Origin of the sequence: Clostridium vitabionis (assembly GCF_015351765.1) — a bacterium.
GTDB lineage: Bacteria > Bacillota > Clostridia > Lachnospirales > Lachnospiraceae > Clostridium_R > Clostridium_R vitabionis.
The window spans coordinates 182,243-204,870 of the sequence record NZ_JADKQA010000005.1 but is presented as its reverse complement, the minus strand read 5'-3'; the positions used below and the strand labels follow the sequence as shown (position 1 = coordinate 204,870).

Below are 22,628 nucleotides of genomic sequence, written 5' to 3'. Positions count from 1 at the left end.
GTAAAGTCTGGAGGTGATGGTCCGCGATGCAAGTTCTCGCAAAGCTGCTGCTCGGAAATGATGAGAAGATCGGTCGGCGCAATGTAGAGTGGAACACCCTGGGCAGCTTCTGCTATGCGATGGCCTCCATGCTGCTCACGATCGCCGTCGTGCAGATGGCTGGCGCAGATGAGGGCGGGATCTTTGCGTTTGCCTTCTCCACCTTTGGCCAGCATATGTTCATGGTGGCATATTTCGGGATGCGCCCGTTCCAGATCACGGATGTCCGGATGCGGTTCACCTTCGGTGAGTACCTGCGGCTGAGGATCATCACCTGCCTCGGGGCAGTGATATTTTCCCTCCTGTACCTTGCGGCAAGTGGCTATTCCGCCCACAAGGCGGCGGTTATCCTGCTCATGGTGCTCTACAAGGTTCTGGACGGCTTTGCCGATGTCTATGAGTCTGAATTTCAGCGGGACGGCAGGCTTTATCTCACTGGGAAGTCCAACACCTTCCGGACGGTACTCAGCGTCGCGGTGTTTCTCGGCACGCTGGCCGTGACAGGCCGCCTGACGGTCGCCTGCCTTGCGGCGGTTTTCGCCCAGATTGCGGGGATTGTTCTCTTTGACTGTCCGGTGATCCGGTATCTCCCGCAGGCGGTGATGACGGTCGGCGATGGCCGCTGTGTGCAGCTTTTCCGGGAAAATATCGTCCTCTTCCTTTCTGTGGTTTTGGATTTTTATGTTTTTTCTGCGGCAAAGTATGCGATCAACGCCTGCATGGCAGACCGCTACCAGGCGCTCTTTACCGCGATTTTTATGCCCACCAATGTGATCAACCTGGTTGCCGGCTTTGTCATCCGCCCGTATGTGACGGCTATGTCGGATGCCTGGGATACCGGGGATCCGGAGGGGGTTGCCCGGGTTGTCCGGAAAATCTTTGTGATTATCCTCGCCCTGACGGTGTTGGCGATGGGGGCGGCTTATTTTCTGGGGATTCCGGTGCTTGCCATGCTCTATCCGAATCTCCGGGGCATGCTGGCGGCAAGCCGGCCGGCCCTCCTGCTGATCATCCTGGGCGGCGCCATGAACGCGCTGATCAACCTGTTCTACTATGCGATTATTGTCATGGAGGGGAAGGCAGCGATATTTGCCGGTTATGTTGCTTCCGCCATTCTCGCCGCACTGATCTCGCGGCCATTTGTGCGCGCCGCAGGGATCTTCGGTGGGGCGTTCTCCTACCTGCTCCTGATGACAGCGCTTGCCGTGTTCTTTGGGCTGGTGGCGGTCTTCCTGGTCAAGAGGGGCAAGAGGGAACTGCAAAGGCCGCGGGAGAAGAAAGTGGATTATGACTGAATCATCGGCGCAGCCGGGTAAGAAAAATCAGAAGGATTTCTGATGATGCGGTCTGACATCCGAGAGACCGCTCTCAAGGGTGATTTAGCTGTAAGGCGGGTTGCGGGATAAATCCAATAAAAGAGGGACTGTTCCCCATTTCATGATTTCGAGTGAAATTGGGGAGCAGTCCTTATTCGTTTCCGCGGATTCCGGGGGAGATCCGGAATCTTGCCTGTTGTTCATTTTTCCAGACAGGTCTTACAGGGCGTGTAAACCGGTGGCGTTCAGCCCTACGTCCGCAGCTTGTTCAGATAGTCCGCGGCGGCACCGTAGCCCGAATAGAAGCTGCAGAGCACCGGCGTCTTCGTCCCGCCGAGCTCTGGGAGCAGGGCGCGCATCGATACCTGGGACATGACGATGGCATCATAGCCTTCCGTGTCGAGCTGCTTAATGTTGGCGAGAAGGATCCGGTTGTGCTCCTCCGGGTGGCCGGCGGTTAAGGCATTCCATGCCTCTGTCTGCACAAAATAGCTGCAGTCCATGGTCTTTCCCTGCTCTTTCCCGAGACGCTCGATGATGCGGCCAACGGGATGCATGGACGTTTCCACCGTGCCGATGATCGCGAATTTTGTGCCCAGGGAGGCGGCTTCACGGCACATCGGGTCCTCAACCTTCATGACCGGGATCTTGACATCCTTACGGTAAATGTCCGCGACCTCGCCGACCGTCGAGCAGGAATTGATGATCAGGTCAGCGCCGGAGATCTCCGCCGCCTTCGCGTAGAGGCGCATCCGGTCGATGACTGCCTGGGTCGGGCCGCCGTTCTTCCGCACATCCTTGAGAATGGTGCTGTCCGTGATAAATTCCACATCAACGCCGGGAACCTTTTCCGTGAGGAAACGGACAGTATCGTCCCTCTTGGCGAAGCTTGTCTGTAAAATTGTTACATGAGGATGCTCTTTCATCGCACTCAGCCTTCCTTTCTCCTGACCAGTTCCATCGCTTTTTCTACAATCGAATCCGTATCCATGCCATGCGCCTTATAGAGGAGCTCCGGATCGCCGGATTCCCCGAAGCAGTCCGGGATGCCGATCCGCTTCATGGGAACCGGACAGTTTTCTACAACAGTCTCCGCGCAGGCGGCGCCGAGGCCGTTCAGGATGCTGTGATCCTCCACGGTCAGGATGGCACCGGTCTCTTTTGCCGCACGGATCACCGCCTCGGTGTCCAGCGGCTTGATCGTCTGCATATCGAGAACCCGGGCGCCGATACCGCGGGAGTTCAGGATGCCGGCCGCCTCATAGGCCTTGGCAAGCAGGATTCCGGAGGAGATGATGGTGAGATCTTTGCCGTAATCCGCCGCGGTGATGGCCTTCCCGAAGGTGAAGGTAAACTCACCCGGCTTATAGAAATCCGGAACAGGATTCCGGTGCAGCCGGACATAGAGCGGGCCGTTGAAGTCCACGGCCCAGTGTGCGATGGCGCGCGCCGACACGCCGTCCGCCGGCTGGACGATGGTCATGTTGGGCATGGAGCTCATGATGCCGACATCCTCGACCGCCGCGTGGGTCGCGCCGTCGCCGCCGACCTGGAGGCCGGTGTGCGTCGCCAGGATGGTCACATTCAGGTTCGGGTGGCAGATGAAGGTGCGCACCTGCTCACAGGCCCTCATCGTGGCAAATACCGCAAAGGTGGAGATGAAGACCTTATTGCCGCAGGCGGCGAGGCCTGCCGCGATATCGGTCATATCCTGCTCGGCGATGCCGATGGAAAATGCCCTGTCCGGGAAAAGATCGGCAAAATGTTCCAGGTTGCAGGCTTTGGTATCCGCGTTGCAGACAACGAAGTTGGGATTGGTCTTTCCGATTTCACAGAGTTCCTGACCGAAGATATGCCGGTCTGCCATTGCCTTTGCCATTAGATGATCCCTCCTTTGCTGATTTCTGTGAGCGCTTCCTCTGCCTGGGCCGCATCCGGCGCCTTGCCGTGCCAGCCGGACTCATCCTCCATGTAGGAGACGCCGCGTCCCTTGACCGTCCGCATCAGGATCACGGTCGGATGGCGCATCGTCTTTGCCACATGGAAGGCGGTGAGAATATCCTTCATGTCATGGCCGTCCGCCTCGACAACCTTCCAGCCGAAGGAACGCCATTTATCCCCGATCGGCTCCACGGTCATGATGTCGTTGACCCAGCCGTTGATCTGGACGCCGTTGCAGTCCACGATGGCGGTCAGATTTTTCAGGTCGTGATGCGCGCCTGCCATGGCGGCCTCCCAGACGAGGCCTTCCTGCAGCTCACCGTCGCCCATGAGGACGTAGGTCATATAATCCTGGTGGTGCAGGCGGGCGGAGAGCGCCATCCCGACACCGACGGCGAGGCCGTTGCCCAGGGAACCGGTGCTGATGTCGATTCCCGGCGTCTTGTGCATATCCGGGTGTCCCTGCAGGACAGCGCCGTACTCGCGGAGATGTTCAAGCTCCTCCGGGTCAAAGAAGCCGCGCCTTGCGAGGCACGAGTAGAGTGCCGGGCAGGAGTGGCCCTTGGACAGGATGAAACGGTCGCGGTCCGGCCACTGCGGATTCTTCGGGTCAATCCGCAGAATGTGGAAATACAGGGCGGTCACGATATCGGAAGCGGAGAGCGACCCGCCTGGATGCCCGGCTCCCGCCTTCGCGATCATATGGATGACATCGGTGCGCGTCTGGATGGCCTGTTTTTCCAGCCGCTTCACATCGTCTTCGGTAAAATAGTAAGGACTGATTGTTGTACTCATGTGCAAACCCCCTTGTGCTGCCAGGTCTGTTTCGTTCTTTCTGCCCTGATTCTATCCCGGATAATAAAAAATATCCAATACAAGACTTGTACTGGATAGATAAGGAATTCCTTATATATTTTGCCTGATGCCTCGAGAAGTTTGGAAAATCCGCGCCGCGGCTTTCCGGAGAATCAGGCGCCGCGGCTTTCCGGAAAATCAGGCGTCGCGGCTTTCCGGAGAATCAGTCGCCGCGGCTTTCCGTGAACTTCTCCGGGCTGTGCTGCTCCCGGATGTAGTCGAGGACAGCCCTGGCAGCGCGGCTGAGCGGCCGCTTTTTCGGGTAGGACAGGTAGACGGTGCGGACGAAGCGCCGGTCGCGGTCAGCGATGGGGAGGACAGCCACCCGGTTCCGGTCAATGTCGTCAATCCCGGCAAGAACCGAGACGCCGAAGCCGAGGCCGACATATTTGAGGGCAGTGCTGCACTCCTGCACTTCAAAGACGATATTCGGGGTGATGCCGTTCGCGGCATAGAGGGCGTCCATATTTTCCCGGACATTGCTCCCGGTTTCCATCATGATCTGGGGCTCCCGGGCAAATTCGGGGAAGGAGACCTCGCCCTTCTTCGCGAGGGGGTGACCCGACGGCACACAGAGGTAGAGCGGCTGGCGCATGATCGGCACCGCCTCGGCCCAGTCGGCGCGGTGCAGGCTGAAACCCAGGTCGAGCTGGCCGCTTTTCAGCCTGGCCAGGACATCGAAGGAGGAGGTTTCGGTAAATTGGAAGCTGATCTTATCCCCGTCCTTCCCGGAGGAGGAAAAACTGCCGACGAGCGTCGGGATCAGCGAGGTGGAGATACTGTGAAAATATCCGATCCGCACGGTCTCAGGCGCATTTTCCGCCATGTTTTTTACCGCCTGGCTTCCCTCCCGGACGAGGGAGAGGATCTGGTCGACATAAGGGAGGAAGCAGCGGGCGTAATCGGTGAGGAATACCCTCCGGTTCTTGGTGGTAAAGAGTTTGACGCCGAGCTCATTTTCCAGCTCCCGGATCGTGTAGCTGAGTGCCGGCTGGGAGATATGGAGCTGCTCCGCGGTTTTTGTGTAGTGGAGGTTTTCGGCAAGCGCCTGGAAATATTCCAGCTGGAGAAGAGTCATGATGGTCCTTTCTTTTTCCGGATTTAACCGTCCTGATCCGGGGGATCCTGCCGGCTGCTGCCCGAGTCCGGGTCTTCGGGTGGCTTCTGGTTCCGCTCCCGGTATTCCGCCGGTGTGCAGCCGATTCTTTTGGTGAACATATTGGTAAAATGCGCGGGATTGTCATATCCGCACAGTTCGGCAATTTTCGCGACAGAATAATTCGATTTCAGGAGATACTCTGTCGCGAAAGTCACCCGGGCGTCGATCAGGTAATTGATGGGCGAGGTATGGAACGCCCGGTTGAATGTCCGGTTCAGGTGGGAAGCGCTGACGTTGAAGCGCTTGGCCAGGGAATCCAGGGTAATATGGTCCGCCTGGTGCGTATCCAGATATTCTAGAATATCGCTCGCGGAGTAATGCTCATCCAGGCGCACCAGCAGGGCATCGTTCATACAGAGGGACTGGACAAGGCGGAGCAGCCCATTGGCGATGGACTGGAAGGCAGCATCCGCGTGTCCCCCGTTGGTGTTGTGGATATTGATCAAAAGCTTCAGGGTTTCCCGTATCCAGCGAAGATAGCTCACCCCGTCTGCCACGGTGCATCCCAGGCTGTGGAAAAAATCGACCAGAGGGCAGGCTTCTTCGGCAGGGGCGAAGCGGAGCGTATAGTAGCCCAGATGCTCCTGCTCCCCGGTGGTGAACTTGTGAAGAATCCCTTCAGGGATCACGATGATGCTTCCGGCGCGGACGGGCGCCGCCGGCGTGTTGGCCAGGGAGACAGAACCGGTGCCGTCCGTGATCAAAGCGATCTCGCAGTATTCATGGGTGTGCCAGGGATAGGACCAGTGCGGCAGATTGTCGATATAGCTCATATGCTTAATCTTGGCATAGGAAGAACCTTTGCAGGGATTGTCCTCGGGGGATTGGTAATCGTAAAGCCACATAACCGGCTCCTTTCCGTCAAAACACAGGTTTATGCCTTAATTATAAGGGAAATTTCGGCAAAAGGACAGCCTGCAGGCGGCTTTTTGCCGCAGGCGGCTCTGTTCGGATCCCAGGGCATCCCTGTTCAGACCCCATATCTCGCGAAGCCCCGCTTCGCGAGATATGGGGTTCCGAGCGCCTGCGGCGCTTGGTCACATCCGAGGAATGCGCGCAAGATTGTCCGCAAGCGGCCTTTTGCGCGCATTCCTCGGATGTGCTGAACAGGGATAAATTTCATAAGTTCGTGCGATAACCGCATAATCATTCATACTGGTAAGTGCCGGCAAAAGGATTTATAATCGAGGTAAAATATGGTTGCTGGTCAGATTCCACATCTCGCAGAGCATTGCTTCGCCGGTGTGGGGGCCCGGGCGCCTGCGGCGCTTGGCAACATGCGGCGGAAAGCCGCGGGAGGAATGGAAATTATCATGCAGGAAAAAATCAGCGGTTCAGCGTGGGGATATCTGCTCATCACCTTCTTTCTCTGGGGCAGTGTCTATGTTGTGGGGAAAATGGTTGCCGGCGACATGCCGGCCGCACTGGTCGCGGCGCTCCGCTGCGTGGTGGCGGTATTTCCCTTGGGGTTCATGGCACGGAAATGCCGCGGGATCCGGATTAGCCGGGAAGATCTTCCCTATTTCGCGGGGGTCGGGCTCCTGGGCTACTTCGGGACAATTTTCCTGATCCAGACCGCGATCAGCCTGACCGGTGCCTCCACGGCGTCCCTGGTCAACTCCGCCTCCCCGGTGAGTGTGACGGTCTTTGCCGCGCTGCTTTTGGGGGAGAAGATCACCCCGAAGACCATTCTCTGCCTTGCTCTCGCGATCGCCGGCACGGTGATCGTGACCTTCGGCGCCGGCGGTCAGGCGGAAGTGGGCGGTATCGTGATTGCCGCCATCTCGGTGGCTACCTGGGGCGTGGCGTCCGTGTTCATGCGGAAGCTGACGGCAAAATATCCGGCGATCATGGTGACGACGGTTGGCATGCTGTTCAGTTTGGTGTGCCACATTCCGGTGGGGCTCATCGCCGCGGTGCGGCACGCCTTGGAGATCCACGTCGGGCTGGGAACCATCGCGGCGGTGATCTACCTCGGGGTTGTCGGCTCGGGCATTGCCCAGTTCACCTGGACCCGCACACTGTCCATGCTCCCCGCGAGCACCTGCTCCCTGTTCTATCCGCTGCAGGCGATTTTCTCGGCGCTGCTCGGCTATTTTATCCTGAACGAGAAACTTACGCCGTTCTTCTTCATCGGGCTCATCCTGATTTCGCTGGATATTCTTCTCAGCCAGCTTGACCTCTCCGCTTTCCGGAAAGAAAGGAAGTGCACATGAATCTTCGTCAGCTTCAGTACTTTATCACCATCGCCAGGCTGGAGCATTATACCAAGGCGTCGGAAAAGCTCTATGTCAGCCAGTCCAATCTCAGCCATTCCATCAAGGAGCTGGAGGAGGAGCTGAATGTCCGGCTGTTCATGCGGCAGGGGCGCAATATCAAGCTGACCAAGTACGGCGAGCTGTTTCTCCCCTATGCCACGAAGGCGCTGAAAATCCTGGACAACGGCGTGGCCTGCCTGAATGATTATGTCAATCCGGACACCGGCACCGTTGTGCTCTCCGGCTTTCCGTCCCTGGCCTCCTTTATCACCAACCTGATCGTGACCTATATGTCGGAGACCAACCGGGTCGGCGTCCGCTTCCAGTTCAACCAGTCCGCCAACTACACGGCGCTCCGCGAGCAGCTGTTAAACGGCGATGTCGACCTCGCGCTGTCCACCGTCGTTGAGGATCCGGAGATTGAGAAGGCGCTGATCGGCGTGCATCCGCTGGCGCTGATCGTCTCCAGGGAAAATCCGCTCGCGGAGCATGATGAGGTGGATCTCCGCGACCTTGAGGGAGAGCCCTTCATCGCATTTGACAATAACTGTGAGCTCCGCAGCTTCACCGACCGGCTGTTTGGCAAATTGGATATTCATCCGCAGATCTCCATGGAGACAGCGCAGGATGCCACGATGCACGGCATGATCGCTGCCGCCCATGCCACGGCGATTATGCCGTATCCGCTGGAACCGATCTCCGACCGCCTGAAGGTGCTGAAAATCAAAAATGACATCCCGAAGCGGCAGATCTACCTCTCCTGGAACCGTGAGCGCTACATGCCGCCGGCTGCCGCCTATTTCCGGGATTTCATCATCGATAACGGCAAGATTTTCGATGAATTTCTGGAGGCGCGCGGCGCGGGAAAATACGGGGATACCGTGCATTTTCCAGGCTCCGGTGAAGAGTGAAAATATGAAAAATAACGATTGATTGATGAAAACTCACTATTAGACTTCTCCCTCCTTTTCTTGTACTATGAAATTGTCAATATTGGATAAAGCGGAGAGAAATAACTGCAAGAAATCCGGCAAACTTCACAAAAGAGACCGCATTATCCACCCACCCCCGCAGGGCGGAAACGCCGGGATGACTGCGGGTCCATAATTTTGATCGTTTTTATGAGCAGATAGAGAAACGGAGGAAAAATTATGAGCAAGAAACTGGTTTCCGACCTCATGGTGGATTATCTTGAGCGCCGTGATGTCAAGTATGTCTTCGGCCTCTGCGGGCATACCGTCATCGGGATGCTTGACGCCCTGTCCCGCAGCAAGAAGGTAAAGTACATTTCCAACCGCCACGAGTCGGTAGCTTCCACCGCGGCGGACGGTTATGCCCGCCTGACACACAAGGCTTCGGTGGTGATGTGCCACCTCGGCCCCGGCATCACGAACGTCCTGACCGGCGTTGCGAACGCTTCGTTTGACTCCATCCCGATGGTCGTGATCGCCGGCGATGTCCCGAGCTACTATTTCGGCCGTGATCCCCACCAGGAAGTCAATATGCACGGCGACGGCACGCAGTACCGCCTGCTTGAGCCGGTCGTGAAGCGCGCGTGGAGAATCGACGATCCGGAGTCCCTGCCCTACATCATGGACAAGGCATTCCGTCTCGCGGAATCCGGCCGTCCGGGTCCGGTCCTGATCGATATGCCGATGGATATGTTCTCCTATAAGATTGAGGAAGACCTCTGGGCACGCACCTACAAGGACAGCCATGTCACCTGGAAGCCGGGCATTGACCCGGAGGCGGCGAAGGCGATCGCGAAGAAGCTGGTCGAGGCAAAGAATCCGGTGCTCCATGCCGGCGGCGGTATCCTGCTCGCCCAGGCATCCGATGAGCTCGCGGCTCTTGCCGAGTTCCTTGATATCCCGGTATCCAGAACCCTGATGGGCCAGGGCTGCATCTCCGACACACATCCGCTGATGATCGGGCAGACCGGTTTCTGGGGCCTGGAATTCACCCACTCTCTGACGAAAAATGCGGACGTCATCCTCGGTCTCGGCACCCGTTTTGCCGAGGCGGACAGCTCTTCCTGGTATCAGGGCGTAACCTTTGATCCGGACAAGACCACCTTCCTCCAGATCGACATCGACCCGTATCAGATCGGCAAGAACTATCCGGTAGAGATCGGCGCTGTCGGCGACCTCAAGATTGCGCTGAAGCAGATTCTCGACGAGGTGAAGCAGATCTGCCCGAACGGCATTGACAGGCCGGAGCTCCGCGCCGAGATCGCGAAGGCGAAGGCAGACTTCAAGAAGTCCAATGAGGCGATTTCGAACGACAACCGCTTCCCGATGACCCCGCAGAGAATCCTGAAGGATGTCAAGGAAGCTATTCCGGAAGATTCCGTCATCTTCACCGATGTCGGCTGGAACAAGAACGGTGTCGCCCAGCAGTTTGATATCACGATTCCGGGAACAATCCACCACTCCTCCGGCCTTGCAACCATGGGCTTCGGCGCTTCCGCAGTTCTCGGCGGCAAGCTCGCCTGCCCGGACAAGATGGTTCTTACGCTGACCGGTGACGGTGGCTTCGGTGTTAACCCGACCTGCCTGGCTACCGCGGTTGAGCAGGGCATCGCCTGCACCTGGGTGGTGATGAATAACTCCGCGTTCGGCACGATCGCCGGACTGGAAAATGCGAACTACGGCACAACCTTCGGCACCAAGTTCAAGACCGCTGCCGGGGAAACCTATTCTCCTTGCTGGGCAGATGTCGCCAAGGCTTACGGTGTTGACGCTGTCCGCGTGAGCAGCGCCGAGGAGTTCCTTCCGGCCATGAAGAAGGCTGTGGAGATGAACAAGGCCGGCAAGCCGTTCCTGGTTGAGGCGCCGATGGAGAACATCGTCGTTCCGACGCCGGGATGCTGGAACATCAACGATATCTACAGCCCGAACGAGTTCGTCTCCGACGGTAAGCTGATTGAGAAGGATAAGGAAGGCAACTGGATTGCCCCGGATCACTCTCATTCGCACAAGAGCAAATAATTTTGACAGCCATTCAATCTTCCTGAAATATAACTGGGTAAGGGGCGGCTGCGGATTCTTCGGAATCCGCAGCCGCCCCCTTCTGCGCTGGCAATGAGCGCATTCGGCATTGCCCCGCTGTCACTTCTCTATTCTGCCACAGGAAAATTTCTTTGACCGGAACCGGTCAGTTCATCCCGAACGCGTACCCGGTCATGGCGATTGCACCGAGCTCGCAGTGATTGTTGAACACCAGAGGCTTTTCTCCCTGGGCGGCGCCCAGCACGTAGAGGAGCGGCAGGAAATGCTCCGGCGTCGGAACGGCGTAGACGGCATGCGGAACCGCGGGATAGTCGAGCACCTTTCCGTCCTCGCGCCGGGTGACATACGCTGTGATCGCCTGATTGAAAGCTGCGCATTCCGGCGACCCGCCCGGGTTATCCCACTCCACGCGGCGGAGATTGTGAACCACATTTCCGCTGGCGAAGATCAGATATCCTTCCTCGCGGAGCGGGGATAGTGCCCTGCCGAGCTGGTAAATGTCCCCCGCGGACAGGGTCGCGTCGATGGACAGCTGGACCACGGGGATATCCGCGTCCGGAAATACATGGCATAGGACAGTCCAGGTGCCGTGGTCGATTCCCCAGGTATCGTTCACGGACACTTGATCCCCGAGCAGGGTTAAGATGCGGGAGGAGAGTTCCGGAGAGCCCTTGGCCGGATATTTGAAGTCGTAGAGTTCCTGCGGAAAGCCGTACATATCATAAACCTGACGGGGATTTGCGGTGCCCTGCACATAGGTCCCCCTGGTGTACCAGTGCGCCGAGAGCGCGAGGATCGCCCTGGGCTTTCCGAATTGTTCGATGATATTTTTCCCGAGAGTCCTGAGCCCCCGGGTCACCTCGGTATCCTCCAGTGCGAGCATCGGGCTTCCGTGCCCGGAGAAGATGACCGGCATTTTCTGATCACGCATTTTCCGACCTCCATTGAAAATCTTTGTTAGTTTAAAATTCCAACTAACAAAAAGAATACGACTATGCTATACTGTCGTCAAGAAGGATTTTTTGCTTGTGCAGGTATCTTTCGCTTGAGTATGAGAGAAAACAAATATCTTTGGCTTGAGTATGAGAGAAACCAAGTATCTTTGGTTTTAGTATGGAGGAATGATGAAAAAAGATAAGTGCGAGAAGGCTGGCCAGTTCGGGATGTGCCCCTATGTGACGGCGCAGCAGCTTCTATCGGGAAAATGGGCGATCCTGATCCTTCATGTCCTGGCGGATGGCCCGAAGCGGTTCAATCAGATTCAGAAAGAGATCGATATCACCCAGGCGACGCTGACCACACATCTGAAAAACCTGGAGAGCGAGGGGCTTCTGACCCGGCTCGTCTACCCCGAGGTTCCCCTCCGGGTAGAGTACTCGCTGACAGAGATTGGCCGGGAATTTGCGCCGGTGCTGAAAAGTATTGAAGTCTGGGGAAATCAGTATATCCGGTATCTCAGGGAAAAGAACGGCGCGGGCAGATAGCCGATTCTGCCGCCAGTAAGGCAGGAACCGCTTCTCCACTTGGGAGGCGATTCTGCCGGGCTTGCCGCGCCGGAAGAACGTAAATCATGAAATTTTCGCAGCTATGCGGTACAGCCGGAAAACCTGCTCCACCGTCTCTGCCATATTCGTTTTCGCGTTCCGGCTGTCCATTGCTTCCGGGAGTGTCAAGATCCTCCGGAGAATCGGGAAATAGGCGTCGATGCCATGCGTGTTGCAGGCTTTTGCGTCCGCGGTGACGCTTCCGGCGAAGGCGATGACAGGCTTTCCATATTTTTTGGCAATCCTGGCAACGCCGATCGGCGCTTTCCCCATCACGGTCTGTCCGTCCAGACGTCCTTCCCCGGTGACAACGATATCCGCGTCCCGGACGTAGTCCTCCAGATGGGTCTCCTCGAGAACAATTTTGACTCCGGATTCCAGCACGGCGTTCGTGAAGGCCAGGAAGGCGAAACCAAGGCCGCCGGCGGCGCCGGTGCCCGGTTGTTCCGCGTCAGCTTTCGGATGGTTTTCCCGGCAGATCCGGGCAAATCTGGCGAGCCACTGATCCATCTGCTCGATCATCGCGGGATCCGCGCCCTTCTGCGGGCCGAAGATCGCGGAGCTTCCCTGCTCTCCGCACAGCGGGTTGGTCACATCACAGGCGATGCGGAAGTGGCAGGCGGAAAGCTCCGGGATTACGTCATCATCGGTGATCGCCGCGATGTTCCGCAGGCCTTTTGCGCCAAAAGGAACCTGCCTGCCTTTCTCATCAAGAATGCCGTAGCCGAGAGCCTGCAGCATGCCGATGCCACCGTCGTTGGTTGCACTTCCGCCGATCCCGATGATAAAGTTCCGGCAGTCTTTTTTGATGGCATCCCTGAGGATCTCCCCTACGCCGTAGGTGGTTGCCTCCAGCGGATTCCGCTTTTCCACCGGAACCAGCGTAATTCCGGCGGCTGCGGACATCTCGACGACCGCCGTCTTCCCGTCACCGAGGATGCCGTACCGGGTGTTAATTTTCTCTCCGAGAGGGCCGGTCACGCGGACGTCCTGGATCGTCCCGCCCATGCCAAGAGTAAGCGCCTCAACTGTCCCCTCACCGCCATCGGCGAGCGGCAGAACCGTAACGGACGCATCAGGGCATGCGGAAAGGATGCCTTCGCGGATGGCATCTCCGGCTTCGCGCGAGGTAAGGCTGCCTTTCAGCGAATCAATAGCAATGACTGCTTTCATGAACTCCTCCTTATAGAAACGGTGTATGTGTCCGGGATTTGTGCGGTGTCCCGGATTTTCGGCCTCCGACTGTGTTTCTGATACATCTATCCTATCGGTTCAGAAAGAAAAAAGATACGTTATTAAGAAGAAATATGTGACTTATTTCACGAGATCGGTGCTGAGGCGGCCCGAACCGGACAGACGCTCGAAGTTTCAAAGGATGATACCTTCTATGGGAGCAGGAGGGGCATCAATATGCCATTTTCCTATCATGGTGAGACTGCGGCGGTCATCGGGATCACAGGGGATCCTGACGAGGTACGCAAATATGGCTATCTTGCTCGCCTATCAGCGGCTTGCCCAGTTCTGCGCCGGGCTGTCTGAAAGGGAGAAGCAGATTCTCGAGGAATATTTTTCCTGGGAAATGTCTCTCAAGGAGACGGCAGGAGCCCTGTTTATCCATAAAAACATCCTACAGTATCAGCTGGACAAAATCCATGAGCTCACCGGGTACAATCCGTGGAAATTTCGTGACGCTGTTATCCTGTACATCGGGCTCAAGCTGGTAAATGTCCGCTGAGAGTATTCTTGCTGCTGTTTTTCCAAAATCGAAACCAGCAGCAGAGGAACAGGATGGAGAAGATGGATCCGAGCGGGCTGGCAAATCCCATCGGGAACATGCTGTCCGGGAAAGCGGAGCTCAGGATGAAAGCCGCCGGGATCCGGACCAGGAAGATCGCCAGCGTGTTGTGCAGGAACGCGACGAAAGAATGCCCGGAGCCGCAGAGGCAGCCGTTCAGCGCGAAGGTCACCGAGACAAGGATACAGTCGACGGAGTAGGATTTCAGGTATTCATCCGCATCCCGGATGACCACAGGGTCACGGGTGAATACGGAGGTCAGCGCGGACGGGAATAACCAGCTGGAGAGGCACATGAGGGCACCAAACAGCGCAGTCACCAGAATTCCGGTGCGGACAGCCTCCCGCACGCGATCTCGTTTTCCGGCACCGAGATTCTGTGCGGTAAATGTAGTCACCGCAGACAGCATGGCAGACGGAACCAGGAACATAAAGGAGATCAGTTTTTCGACGACACCAACAGCGGAAGAGGCCGCGAGACCCCGGCGGTTGGCTACCAGCGTCAGAATCATAAAGGAAATGTTGATCAGCGTGTCCTGCATGGCGATCGGAATCCCGATTTTCAGGATCTGGCGGCAAAGTCCCGGCTGATTTTCCGCATCGGGGGCTGTGCTGCTTTCGTGAACTGCCTGCCTTGCGAAAATCCATGCCCCGAGGGCGCTCATCCCCTGGGCGGATACCGTCGCGATGGCGACGCCGGTGACGCCAAGCCCCATCGCCCCGGTCAGAATCAGGTCGCCGGCGATATTGGTCACACAGGCCATGAACACGGCCTGCATGGGACGCCGGGAATCCCCGTGACCCCGCAGGATGGCCGCGTAGCAGTTGAAAATGGCAATGAACGGGATGCCGAAGACGCAGATGTGCAGATACGTGGCTGTTTCATTTACCGCCTCCTCAGGTGTCTGCATCCACCCGATGAGGGGGCGGATGAGGAGCAGGAGAAGCGCGGTCAGTGCTGTCGCGGCTGCGGCCAGGATCCGCCGGGAACTGAGGATGGCGGATTTTTCCCGCTTTCGGTCGTCCATGCCGATGGCGCCGCCGATCGAGACGGTCGTCCCCAGGAAAATGCCGGTCACAAATACGGTGACCAGCTGCATGGCCTGCGATCCGATATTGACCGAGCTCACGGCGCTGGTGGAGGTGAACCGCCCGACGGTAAAAAGATCCATCGCGCCATAAGTCGCCTGCATGAGGTTGGCGAGAAAGAACGGAAGGGCAAATTCCAGCAGCCTCTGCCGGACATTTCCCGTGGTGAGATCGGCCTGTTCCATAAGTGGTTGCCTCCTGCGGAAATTGGTGTATGAAAAAGATAGCTGTCATCACACGGGTTGGGCTGAACAGAGAAAAAAGGCGGATAAAATCCGTTTCCGGATCTCATCCACCTTAAATGAGCATCTCACAAGATCTTGATAAGACAAGGCACATTCTACCAGATTCGGGGGCAATGTCAAGTGGATGCTGCCGTGAGGAACAGCGGGAAGTGCTTATACAAAAAAGAGAGTGCGATGTTACGTCGCACTCTCTGTCCAATGATCATCGATTGTTTTTCTTCTTCAAATGAAGAATGCTTCCCCCACACATCCCGGCGGAGACGATCATGGAAAGAAACCACACATAAGGATGGCTTGCATCACCAGTCTGGGGACTTTTCACCGTCTTACTTGTTGTCACGGCGCTCATGGCCTGATTATCTTTTCCATGAGTGACTGAACTTGCATGGACATTTGGATCGCTGGAGGTATCCAGGCTGCCCGGCACATTCGATATGTTCAGCGTGTTTGGTGTGTCCGGGCTGTTCGAGGTATCCAGGCTGTCCGGCACGCTTGACATATTCGACGTGTTTGATCTGCCTGAGCTTCTCGAGCTGCCTGAATTCCCCGATTTGCCTGAGCTTCTCTCTGTGCCTGCTGTGTTCGGCGTGCTCGGGGTTTCCGGCGTACTTGGTGTCTCCGGTGCGCTCGGATTATTCTTTGGGGTTACTTCTGTAAATTGTGTGGTCAGCATCACCCGATCATCAGCAGCATTGACATCCTTGCCGTCTGCATCCTGCATGGCTCCCCACACGTAAGAAACATTGCCCTTGACCGTGCTATAGCCAACATCAGCCTTCATGTAGCCGACCAACGTTCCTTTGATGGAGCCCTGCGTAGTGGTTTTCGTTTCTGTATCAGTTTCCGTCGTAGTGCTGTTTCCCGTCGCCGAGTGGAACAGGACACCCTTAAGCATGAGGCTGATTTTCTTGGCAGAGGACGTGATGAGCTGCTTAAGATTTCCGAAGGTGCTGGTGTCGTATGTGCTGCCATGTTCAGTTTCAGTGTCATCGTGGTTAAAGTTCTCCATGACACCATTCTCACCGTAAAGCTTTTTGTCGGAATTTTTATAGGTAGTATTTTTTTCGTCTACGTGTGTCAGGTCAAGATCCATGCGGATACTGACCTTGTCTCTGGCAAATGAGGATTTGGCGTAGTTGATGCGGTAGATCAGCGGGGCATTATCGGCGGAAGATAAGATGTAGTGCGCCTGGGCATCCTTCAGTGAGGTAGGAACGTAGAACTCACCGTTCAGGCCGTTCTCAAAGGTAAACGTCGAGCGGAGGCCTGTCTCCAAGTGATTCACATACGCGGCCGTTACATTGCTGCTCAATAGTATACTCTGAGACTTTTCGATAGACGTGTGGATTGCCGATACGTCCAGATCAGCCTTGATATCGTGCGTAGAATCTTTCTCGACATCATGCGCGGCATCTTTGGTGGTGTCTCCCTCAATGGACATATCACCCTTCACAACAAGATTGCCGGCTTTTTCTTCTCCAAAATCGGTGCCATTGAAGTCCTCAGACACATCCTTAAGCTTCTCATCGATATTGGCATCTTCCGGCGTGATTGTGGCGTTATTTTTGCCAGTGAAGGAATAATCATGTCCAAAAATGGATATGTGTCCTTCATAATTAGTGTCTGCTCAATAGCGTAGAATGCAATATTTACTGACAATAACGGCGGATTGCGGTATAATAAGTGCAAAGATTTTTGCAATTTCTCCTAATTTCTTTGCACTTATTGATATATCCGAGGCAGTCCGCCATGTACAAAAAACCGTCCGAGCACCAGATTTCGATTTTTGATTTCAACCAGAGCTGTGGAACACCGCTGGATGAAAACAATGAATGGGTCCGGCTTGCAAATGCCATCGACTGGACAAGCCTGGAAAAAGTGTACGCTTCTCTCTTTCCCTCACACGAAGGACGGCAGGCCTTTCCTCTGCGTGTTGCTCTCGGTGCTCTGATCATTCAGAAACGTGAGGGGCTTTCTGACCGCAGGCTGGTTAAGGAAGTCGCCCAAAACCCGTATTACCAGTACTTCATTGGTATGGACCGGTTTTCGGACACCTGCCCGTTCAAGCCGACAGTTCTCGTGTATTTTCGCCGCAGGCTGGATTCCCGTTTTCTGATGATGGCGAATGAAGAATACCTTGCTGCAGGCGCTGCCACGCCGGAACATGCCGGCGATAAACCGGAAAAATCCGCCGACGGGGAGAACGTGGGGACTTTCATTCTGGATGCCACCTGTTCTCCGTCCAACATCAAGTATCCTCAGGACTTTGTGCTTCTCAATGATGCCAGGGAGAAGCTCGAAGAGATGATTGACTATTTCCATCACCAGTATCATCCATGGACGAAGCCCAGAACATACCGGAGGCGCGCAAGAAAAGAATATCTTGCCATGGCGAAAGCCAAAAAACGCCCGACGAAGAAGCTCCGGAGCCTGATCCGTAAGCAGCTTGGCTGCCTGAATCGCGATCTGCGGTATCTGGAGGCATACATGACAGAAGGCTATGCCCTGCCACAGAAGTATATTGACTGCTATCTGACCGTCCAGAAGCTGTACGAACAGCAGAAGTACATGTTTGATAACAACACTCACAGAGTGGATGACCGGATTGTGAGCATCAGCCAGCCGTATATCCGTCCCATCGTGCGCGGCAAAGCCAAGTCTCCCGTGGAGTTTGGCGCCAAGTATGATGTCAGCATTGACGAAAAGGGCCACGCCCGCCTGGAGAAGCTCCAGTTTGATCCTTACAATGAGAGCTCTGTCCTGCAGGATGCGGTAGAACGTTATAAGGAACGCACCGGGCATTATCCGGTACGGGTTCTTGTTGACCAGATCTACAGGACAAGGGCGAACCGTGCTTACTGTAAAGAGCACGGCATCCGCATCTCCGGCCCGAGACTGGGGCGTCCCGCAGCCGATCATAAGGCTAACCGGGAGGAGTATAAAGACAACACTGACCGGATCGAGGTAGAGCGCTTCTTCAGCAGGGAGAAGCGTTGTAACGGCGCTGGTCTCATTATGACCAGACTGGCTGAAACAACACTGGCATCTATCGCATTATCAGTCTATGTCACCAACCTCTTCGCAATTCCTACAGGGAATCTTTTTGTGCTTTATTTTGCGGACTGCGGATACGGGCCGGAAACAGCGCAGTTCATCGAAATGGACGATGCAACGTGAGCAATTCGCCAGAATTCCGGGCTGCACTGTACGGTTGGCAGCCGTCCAGATACCTTTGCAGTTTGCTAAAATTGGACCCAATGTTGAGCAGACACTAATTATACGAGATATTCGAACCCTGCTTGTCCTCGTCCGGGGCTGCTGTGTCGACATTGTTCGTTACGGTCGTTTTCAGATCAACGGGAGGTTCTTCAATCCCGGTTTTCTCATCCTGCTGTGGCGCCTGCTGAACATCAAGAGGATTTGCCACTGGCTCTTGAGATGGTTCACTGGAAATTGCATTTTCCCCAACGGTTTCGGGATTGCTGCTGATTTCACTTTTGCTATCCACACCGGCATTTGGCTGCGTATCGTCTGCGCCTGCATTTTCCACGGATACATCCGTTTGCTGATGCTCAGAAGCGGATGCATCTACTGAAATCGCAGTCTGTTCGCTGGAAGCGGGTGCCGCAGGCTGTTCATTGGAAGCCGGTTCCGCAGATGCAGTTCCTGTTTCAGCCTGGGCTTCGGTTTGATTTGTTTCCAGAGTGGTTGTCTCTGCCGCCATGGCAGTTGTTGGGGCGGATAAACTTGACGCTAGAAGCACAGAGAGCGCTAAAGCCCCCATCTTTTTTGCTTTTTTCCTTCTCATTGGCATCTCCGTTTGTTATGAGGAAAGATATAGGCATGAACATACACATGGTTTAGACATGCATATCCCCTTCTGAATCTGTATACAAAATAACGTATCGCATAATAGCAGAAAGTCCATCATTTTTCAAGTATTTAATGATTCGGCAACACCGGTGCTTTTACCTTGCCGCGATTGATGGAGAATCCTGCTTAATGTCCGGTTCATGATAGTAAGAAGCCTGACAATCTGTTAAAATCATGCTTAAAGGCACAATAGAGAACGATAAATCGAGCCTGTTACACGGCGGCAAGATTGGAGGTGGCGCATGGTGACGTTCGATTCCCTTATTTTTGCACTGGAAATCATCGGGACGGCAGCCTTTGCTGTCTCCGGGGTGATGGTGGCGCGCGAGCGGAAGATGGATCTCTTTGGCGCGATTCTCCTCGGCTGCGCCACAGCGGTCGGCGGCGGTGTGTTCCGCGACCTGCTTTTGGGGATTACCCCACCGGTGATGTTTATCCGGCCCATTTATTCCGAGGTGGCAGTTGCCGCCTGCTTGGTTCAGTTTTTATTGGAAAAACGGGCAGAGCGGAGGAAACCGGGAGAAAAAACCTTCCTCCGGACGGAATTTCTGCTGAACGCGGCGGATTCGGTAGGGCTCGCCGCTTTTGTTGTCGTCGGATGCCGGACAGCGGTGAACGCCGGCTTCGGCGGAAACCAGTTTCTCACGGTCTTTGTCGGAACGGTGACGGGGATCGGCGGCGGTATTCTGCGCGACATGATGGCAGGACAGATGCCGCTGATTTTCCGGCGGCGGGTGTACGGGATCGCGGCGATTGCCGGGGCGGCCGTATACACCACGTTTTCTGCCGGCAGGGGATCCGTTGTGACGGCAGCGTTCCTCAGCATGGCGGTCACGGTGGCGATCCGTATCCTGGCGATCCATTACCGCTGGAATCTGCCGTCGTTTCACTGATGTGACATCGCTGGCTGTTTCTGCCTCGGCCGATCACCGTTTCCGGGAGGATATCAACACATGAATCAGGATCTCACCAGAGGGAATATTGCCGGAGGGCTGGTGGCCTTCGCGCTTCCGATGATCGCCGGGGATCTGCTTCAGCAGGTCTACAATCTTACGGATACGCTGATCGTGGGCCAGGCGCTGGGCAGAGGGGCACTGGCGGCGGTGGGATCAGCCTATTCCCTGATGACCTTCCTTGTCTCGATTTTTCTCGGCCTTTCTATGGGGACGGGAGCGCTGTTCTCCATTTATCTCGGAAGAGGCGACCGGAAATCCCTGCGTTCGGTGGTTTTTCAGTCCTTTGCCCTGATCATGGGCATTACCCTGCTCTTAAACCTGATTTCTTACGCGGCTCTTGACCCGCTTCTCGGCTTTCTGCAGATTCCCCGGGAAATCCGCGGCTTCATGCGGCTCTATCTGTGCATCATTTTTTCCGGGATTCCCGCGACATCCATGGCCAACTATTTTTCCTGCCTGCTCAGGGCGGCGGGAAATTCCGTGGTACCCCTGGTCTTCCTTGGGATTTCCGCGGTACTCAATATCGCGCTGGACGTTCTGCTGGTGATGGTCTTCCCCTTCGGGATCGGCGGCGCGGCAGCAGCGACGGTCTTCGCGCAGTATGTCTCCGGGGTGGGCATCCTTGCCTGGTTTCTCCGAAAATACCGGGAATTTCTCCCGGAGAGGGCGGATATGCGCCTTGACAGGAAGATCCTGAAGGAGATTCTTGACCTGTCCGTGCTCACCTGCGCGCAGCAGTCCTGCATGAATTTTGGGATCCTCCTGGTACAGCGGCTGGTGGACAGCTTTGGCGCGGTGACCATGGCAGCCTTTGCCGCCGCGGTCAAGATCGATACCTTCGCCTATCTCCCGGTGCAGGATTTTGGCAATGCCTTTTCCACCTTTGTGGCGACGAATTACGGCGCCGGAGAGAAAGAACGCATCCGCAGGGGGATGAGGACAGCGGTTCTGTTCAGCTCGGCCTTCTCCCTGGTGCTCTCCATTCTTGTGGTGTTCGCGGCGGAAGACCTGATGCGCATCTTTATCCGGGCGGACGACACCGCGGTGATCGCGTCCGGCGTGCGCTATCTCCGGATCGAAGGCGCTTTTTATCTCGGGATCGGCTGTCTCTTTCTGTGGTATGGTTTCTACCGCGCGGTGAACCGGCCGGGAATCTCCGTCATCTTGACAATCGTATCTCTGGGGCTCAGGGTCACCTTGGCGTATGCATTTTCCCCGGCCTGGGGGGAGGCGGGAATATGGGTGTCCATCCCTATCGGATGGTTTCTCGCGGATGTGACAGGCCTGGGGTATTATCTGCGGCATCGGAAAAATCTGCTGGTCTTTCACTTATCCGGGCAGTAAAGATGTGCCGGGACGGCTTGTGAGAGGGCTGCGGATATATATACGGGCCATCGGCGAGGCCTGTTTTTGTCCCGCCAGCGGAAATCATAAAACACGAGAAACCTGCTATTGTAATGGAGAAAACAAAGGGAAAATCTCGAAAGGAGACTCAGATGCCGGAGATAAAAAGCATAAGCGATGAGAGAATCAGAAAAATTGAGGAAAGAATGCAGGAAATCGATGAGATGATCACTCCATGGGAAAAAGAAAACGGGATCCTAGAGCAGGATGGAAGCCCAAGCTTGAAAGCCTTCTCCTGCATGTTCGAAAACGGGAAGGGAGTATCAGAACTGGATCAGAAGAGGCTGAACAGACAGTTTGAAGAAATGGATGAAGCAACAATAATGCGGATGCTGAGATTAAAGGCGGAACGAATCAGGCTCGAAAAAGAAAACTCGAAATCTTCGGGGAATATGAAGGAAGTATGCTGCAGCAGACAATGGAAATCGATCTGTCTAAATATTTTCCTGAGATGATCCAGGGTGGGAAAGGCGATTGACCGTCCTCCGCAGGGAACCTTTAGAAATTGGCGCCCCTTACACGATTAACGATTTATGGGCTGAAAGTGAAAGTGCTACGGCTTCTTATCCAGATACTACATTGGAGTCAGAGGCAGAATATGTGACCGTTCCGATTGAGCCGGCAAGTATGGATGCACCAGTGGTGGCAGGCGCGCAGGTAGAAGAGACGCAGGCTGATTCATCCATGGATATGTCAGCAGAAGATATGGCAAACAGCATCTATCAGTATGTTGACAGCGAGGCAATACGAAACATCATCAAAAATGCTGCGGGAGTTGCCCTTGGCACATGGAAGCCCGAAGAGTATCACGCAGGAGGAAAGACGTATTATGTGCTCGGCACAATCAGCTATGATGATTTCCGGAAATTAAACTGTTCAAATGATCTTTTTTTCAGATACTGTTACGTTGCAGGTCATGATACAAAAACGTGCAAAATTTTCGCCGGACCGATAGAAGATGGAGATGGTATCGCTAATGATGAGCTGATTGCGGAAAGGACAGCGAAATTAAAAGCACTGTATACGTTTATTCAGAAAGCAAAGGCTGATACCGTGGGGATGTCCGATCGTGATAAGGCCGATTATATTTCGACATGGATGGGGAAGAATTTTACACGCCGATTGTAAAATGAAGTTGGACATC

22 protein-coding genes are annotated in these 22,628 nt (G+C 55.4%); 12 read left to right on the top strand and 10 right to left on the bottom strand.

The features are described 5' to 3' along the window. Window positions 1-26 precede the first annotated feature (26 nt). Window positions 27-1,334: a lipopolysaccharide biosynthesis protein gene (locus ISF27_RS10855; protein ID WP_194611493.1), complete on the top strand. Its 1,308-nt coding sequence runs from the start codon at window positions 27-29 to the stop codon at window positions 1,332-1,334. Window positions 1,335-1,606: 272 nt separating this feature from the next. Here ISF27_RS10855 and ISF27_RS10850 read toward each other — a convergent pair whose 3' ends face one another. The 5 genes from ISF27_RS10850 to ISF27_RS10830 all read right to left on the bottom strand — a co-directional run bounded on the left by ISF27_RS10850 (window position 1,607) and on the right by ISF27_RS10830 (window position 6,155). Further along, entirely contained in the window at window positions 1,607-2,281 is a 675-nt protein-coding gene (locus ISF27_RS10850; RefSeq protein ID WP_194611492.1) for an aspartate/glutamate racemase family protein, read from the bottom strand. A 5-nt stretch (window positions 2,282-2,286) separates the two neighbouring features. Beyond that, the gene (locus tag ISF27_RS10845; RefSeq protein WP_194611491.1) at window positions 2,287-3,234 is read right to left on the bottom strand and encodes a transketolase family protein; all 948 of its coding nucleotides are present in this window, start codon (window positions 3,232-3,234) and stop codon (window positions 2,287-2,289) included. Further along, window positions 3,234-4,091 carry a transketolase gene (locus ISF27_RS10840; protein WP_194611490.1) on the bottom strand — a complete coding sequence of 286 codons (858 nt, stop codon included), beginning with the start codon at window positions 4,089-4,091 and terminating at the stop codon, window positions 3,234-3,236. The genes ISF27_RS10845 and ISF27_RS10840 overlap by 1 nt, the downstream gene beginning before the upstream one ends. Before the next feature lie 223 nt (window positions 4,092-4,314). Beyond that, a complete protein-coding gene (locus tag ISF27_RS10835; protein WP_194611489.1) occupies window positions 4,315-5,229 on the bottom strand; it encodes a LysR family transcriptional regulator in 915 nt (304 codons plus the stop codon). Window positions 5,230-5,252: 23 nt separating this feature from the next. Further along, entirely contained in the window at window positions 5,253-6,155 is a 903-nt protein-coding gene (locus tag ISF27_RS10830; protein ID WP_194611488.1) for a helix-turn-helix domain-containing protein, read from the bottom strand. Window positions 6,156-6,611: 456 nt separating this feature from the next. Between ISF27_RS10830 and ISF27_RS10825 the strand changes: the two genes are divergently transcribed. The 3 genes from ISF27_RS10825 (at window position 6,612) to ISF27_RS10815 (ending at window position 10,558) form a co-directional block, all read left to right on the top strand. Then, window positions 6,612-7,526: a DMT family transporter gene (locus tag ISF27_RS10825; protein ID WP_235986314.1), complete on the top strand. Its 915-nt coding sequence runs from the start codon at window positions 6,612-6,614 to the stop codon at window positions 7,524-7,526. Next, the gene (locus ISF27_RS10820; RefSeq protein WP_194611487.1) at window positions 7,523-8,479 is read left to right on the top strand and encodes a LysR family transcriptional regulator; all 957 of its coding nucleotides are present in this window, start codon (window positions 7,523-7,525) and stop codon (window positions 8,477-8,479) included. Before ISF27_RS10825 ends, ISF27_RS10820 begins: the two co-directional genes overlap by 4 nt. A gap of 240 nt (window positions 8,480-8,719) precedes the next feature. After that, window positions 8,720-10,558 carry a thiamine pyrophosphate-binding protein gene (locus ISF27_RS10815; protein ID WP_194611486.1) on the top strand — a complete coding sequence of 613 codons (1,839 nt, stop codon included), beginning with the start codon at window positions 8,720-8,722 and terminating at the stop codon, window positions 10,556-10,558. A gap of 166 nt (window positions 10,559-10,724) precedes the next feature. Here the strand turns inward: ISF27_RS10815 and ygiD are convergent, their stop codons facing one another. Further along, window positions 10,725-11,510 carry a 4,5-DOPA-extradiol-dioxygenase gene (gene ygiD / locus ISF27_RS10810; RefSeq protein WP_194611485.1) on the bottom strand — a complete coding sequence of 262 codons (786 nt, stop codon included), beginning with the start codon at window positions 11,508-11,510 and terminating at the stop codon, window positions 10,725-10,727. Window positions 11,511-11,703: 193 nt separating this feature from the next. Between ygiD and ISF27_RS10805 the strand changes: the two genes are divergently transcribed. Beyond that, the gene (locus tag ISF27_RS10805; protein ID WP_194611484.1) at window positions 11,704-12,063 is read left to right on the top strand and encodes a winged helix-turn-helix transcriptional regulator; all 360 of its coding nucleotides are present in this window, start codon (window positions 11,704-11,706) and stop codon (window positions 12,061-12,063) included. An 84-nt stretch (window positions 12,064-12,147) separates the two neighbouring features. Here the strand turns inward: ISF27_RS10805 and ISF27_RS10800 are convergent, their stop codons facing one another. After that, window positions 12,148-13,296: a glycerate kinase family protein gene (locus tag ISF27_RS10800; protein ID WP_194611483.1), complete on the bottom strand. Its 1,149-nt coding sequence runs from the start codon at window positions 13,294-13,296 to the stop codon at window positions 12,148-12,150. A 132-nt stretch (window positions 13,297-13,428) separates the two neighbouring features. Between ISF27_RS10800 and ISF27_RS10795 the strand changes: the two genes are divergently transcribed. After that, window positions 13,429-13,662 (top strand): sugar diacid recognition domain-containing protein, encoded by a 234-nt coding sequence (locus ISF27_RS10795; protein ID WP_194611563.1) that lies wholly within the window; start codon window positions 13,429-13,431, stop codon window positions 13,660-13,662. Next, entirely contained in the window at window positions 13,607-13,858 is a 252-nt protein-coding gene (locus ISF27_RS10790) for a helix-turn-helix domain-containing protein (RefSeq protein ID WP_207727435.1), read from the top strand. The genes ISF27_RS10795 and ISF27_RS10790 overlap by 56 nt, the downstream gene beginning before the upstream one ends. Here the strand turns inward: ISF27_RS10790 and ISF27_RS10785 are convergent. Then, complete coding sequence (locus ISF27_RS10785; RefSeq protein WP_194611481.1) at window positions 13,836-15,191, bottom strand: MATE family efflux transporter; 1,356 nt, start codon at window positions 15,189-15,191, stop codon at window positions 13,836-13,838. The genes ISF27_RS10790 and ISF27_RS10785 overlap by 23 nt on opposite strands. Window positions 15,192-15,453: 262 nt before the next feature. Further along, complete coding sequence (locus tag ISF27_RS10780) at window positions 15,454-16,761, bottom strand: hypothetical protein (protein ID WP_194611480.1); 1,308 nt, start codon at window positions 16,759-16,761, stop codon at window positions 15,454-15,456. A 239-nt stretch (window positions 16,762-17,000) separates the two neighbouring features. Between ISF27_RS10780 and ISF27_RS10775 the strand changes: the two genes are divergently transcribed. Further along, the gene (locus tag ISF27_RS10775) at window positions 17,001-18,428 is read left to right on the top strand and encodes an IS5 family transposase (RefSeq protein WP_194608004.1); all 1,428 of its coding nucleotides are present in this window, start codon (window positions 17,001-17,003) and stop codon (window positions 18,426-18,428) included. Between the two features lie 94 nt (window positions 18,429-18,522). On the opposite strand, the gene ISF27_RS10770 is transcribed toward ISF27_RS10775, so the two are convergent. Continuing rightward, window positions 18,523-19,059 (bottom strand): hypothetical protein, encoded by a 537-nt coding sequence (locus tag ISF27_RS10770; RefSeq protein ID WP_194611479.1) that lies wholly within the window; start codon window positions 19,057-19,059, stop codon window positions 18,523-18,525. A 307-nt stretch (window positions 19,060-19,366) separates the two neighbouring features. Between ISF27_RS10770 and ISF27_RS10765 the strand changes: the two genes are divergently transcribed. The 4 genes from ISF27_RS10765 to ISF27_RS10750 all read left to right on the top strand — a co-directional run bounded on the left by ISF27_RS10765 (window position 19,367) and on the right by ISF27_RS10750 (window position 22,612). Continuing rightward, on the top strand, window positions 19,367-20,017 hold the full coding sequence (locus ISF27_RS10765; RefSeq protein ID WP_194611478.1) for a trimeric intracellular cation channel family protein: 651 nt from the start codon (window positions 19,367-19,369) through the stop codon (window positions 20,015-20,017). Window positions 20,018-20,077: 60 nt separating this feature from the next. Beyond that, on the top strand, window positions 20,078-21,424 hold the full coding sequence (locus ISF27_RS10760; RefSeq protein WP_194611477.1) for an MATE family efflux transporter: 1,347 nt from the start codon (window positions 20,078-20,080) through the stop codon (window positions 21,422-21,424). 113 nt (window positions 21,425-21,537) lie between these two features. Further along, complete coding sequence (locus ISF27_RS10755; protein ID WP_194611476.1) at window positions 21,538-21,939, top strand: hypothetical protein; 402 nt, start codon at window positions 21,538-21,540, stop codon at window positions 21,937-21,939. A 19-nt stretch (window positions 21,940-21,958) separates the two neighbouring features. Beyond that, window positions 21,959-22,612: a hypothetical protein gene (locus ISF27_RS10750; protein ID WP_194611475.1), complete on the top strand. Its 654-nt coding sequence runs from the start codon at window positions 21,959-21,961 to the stop codon at window positions 22,610-22,612. Window positions 22,613-22,628 lie beyond the last annotated feature (16 nt).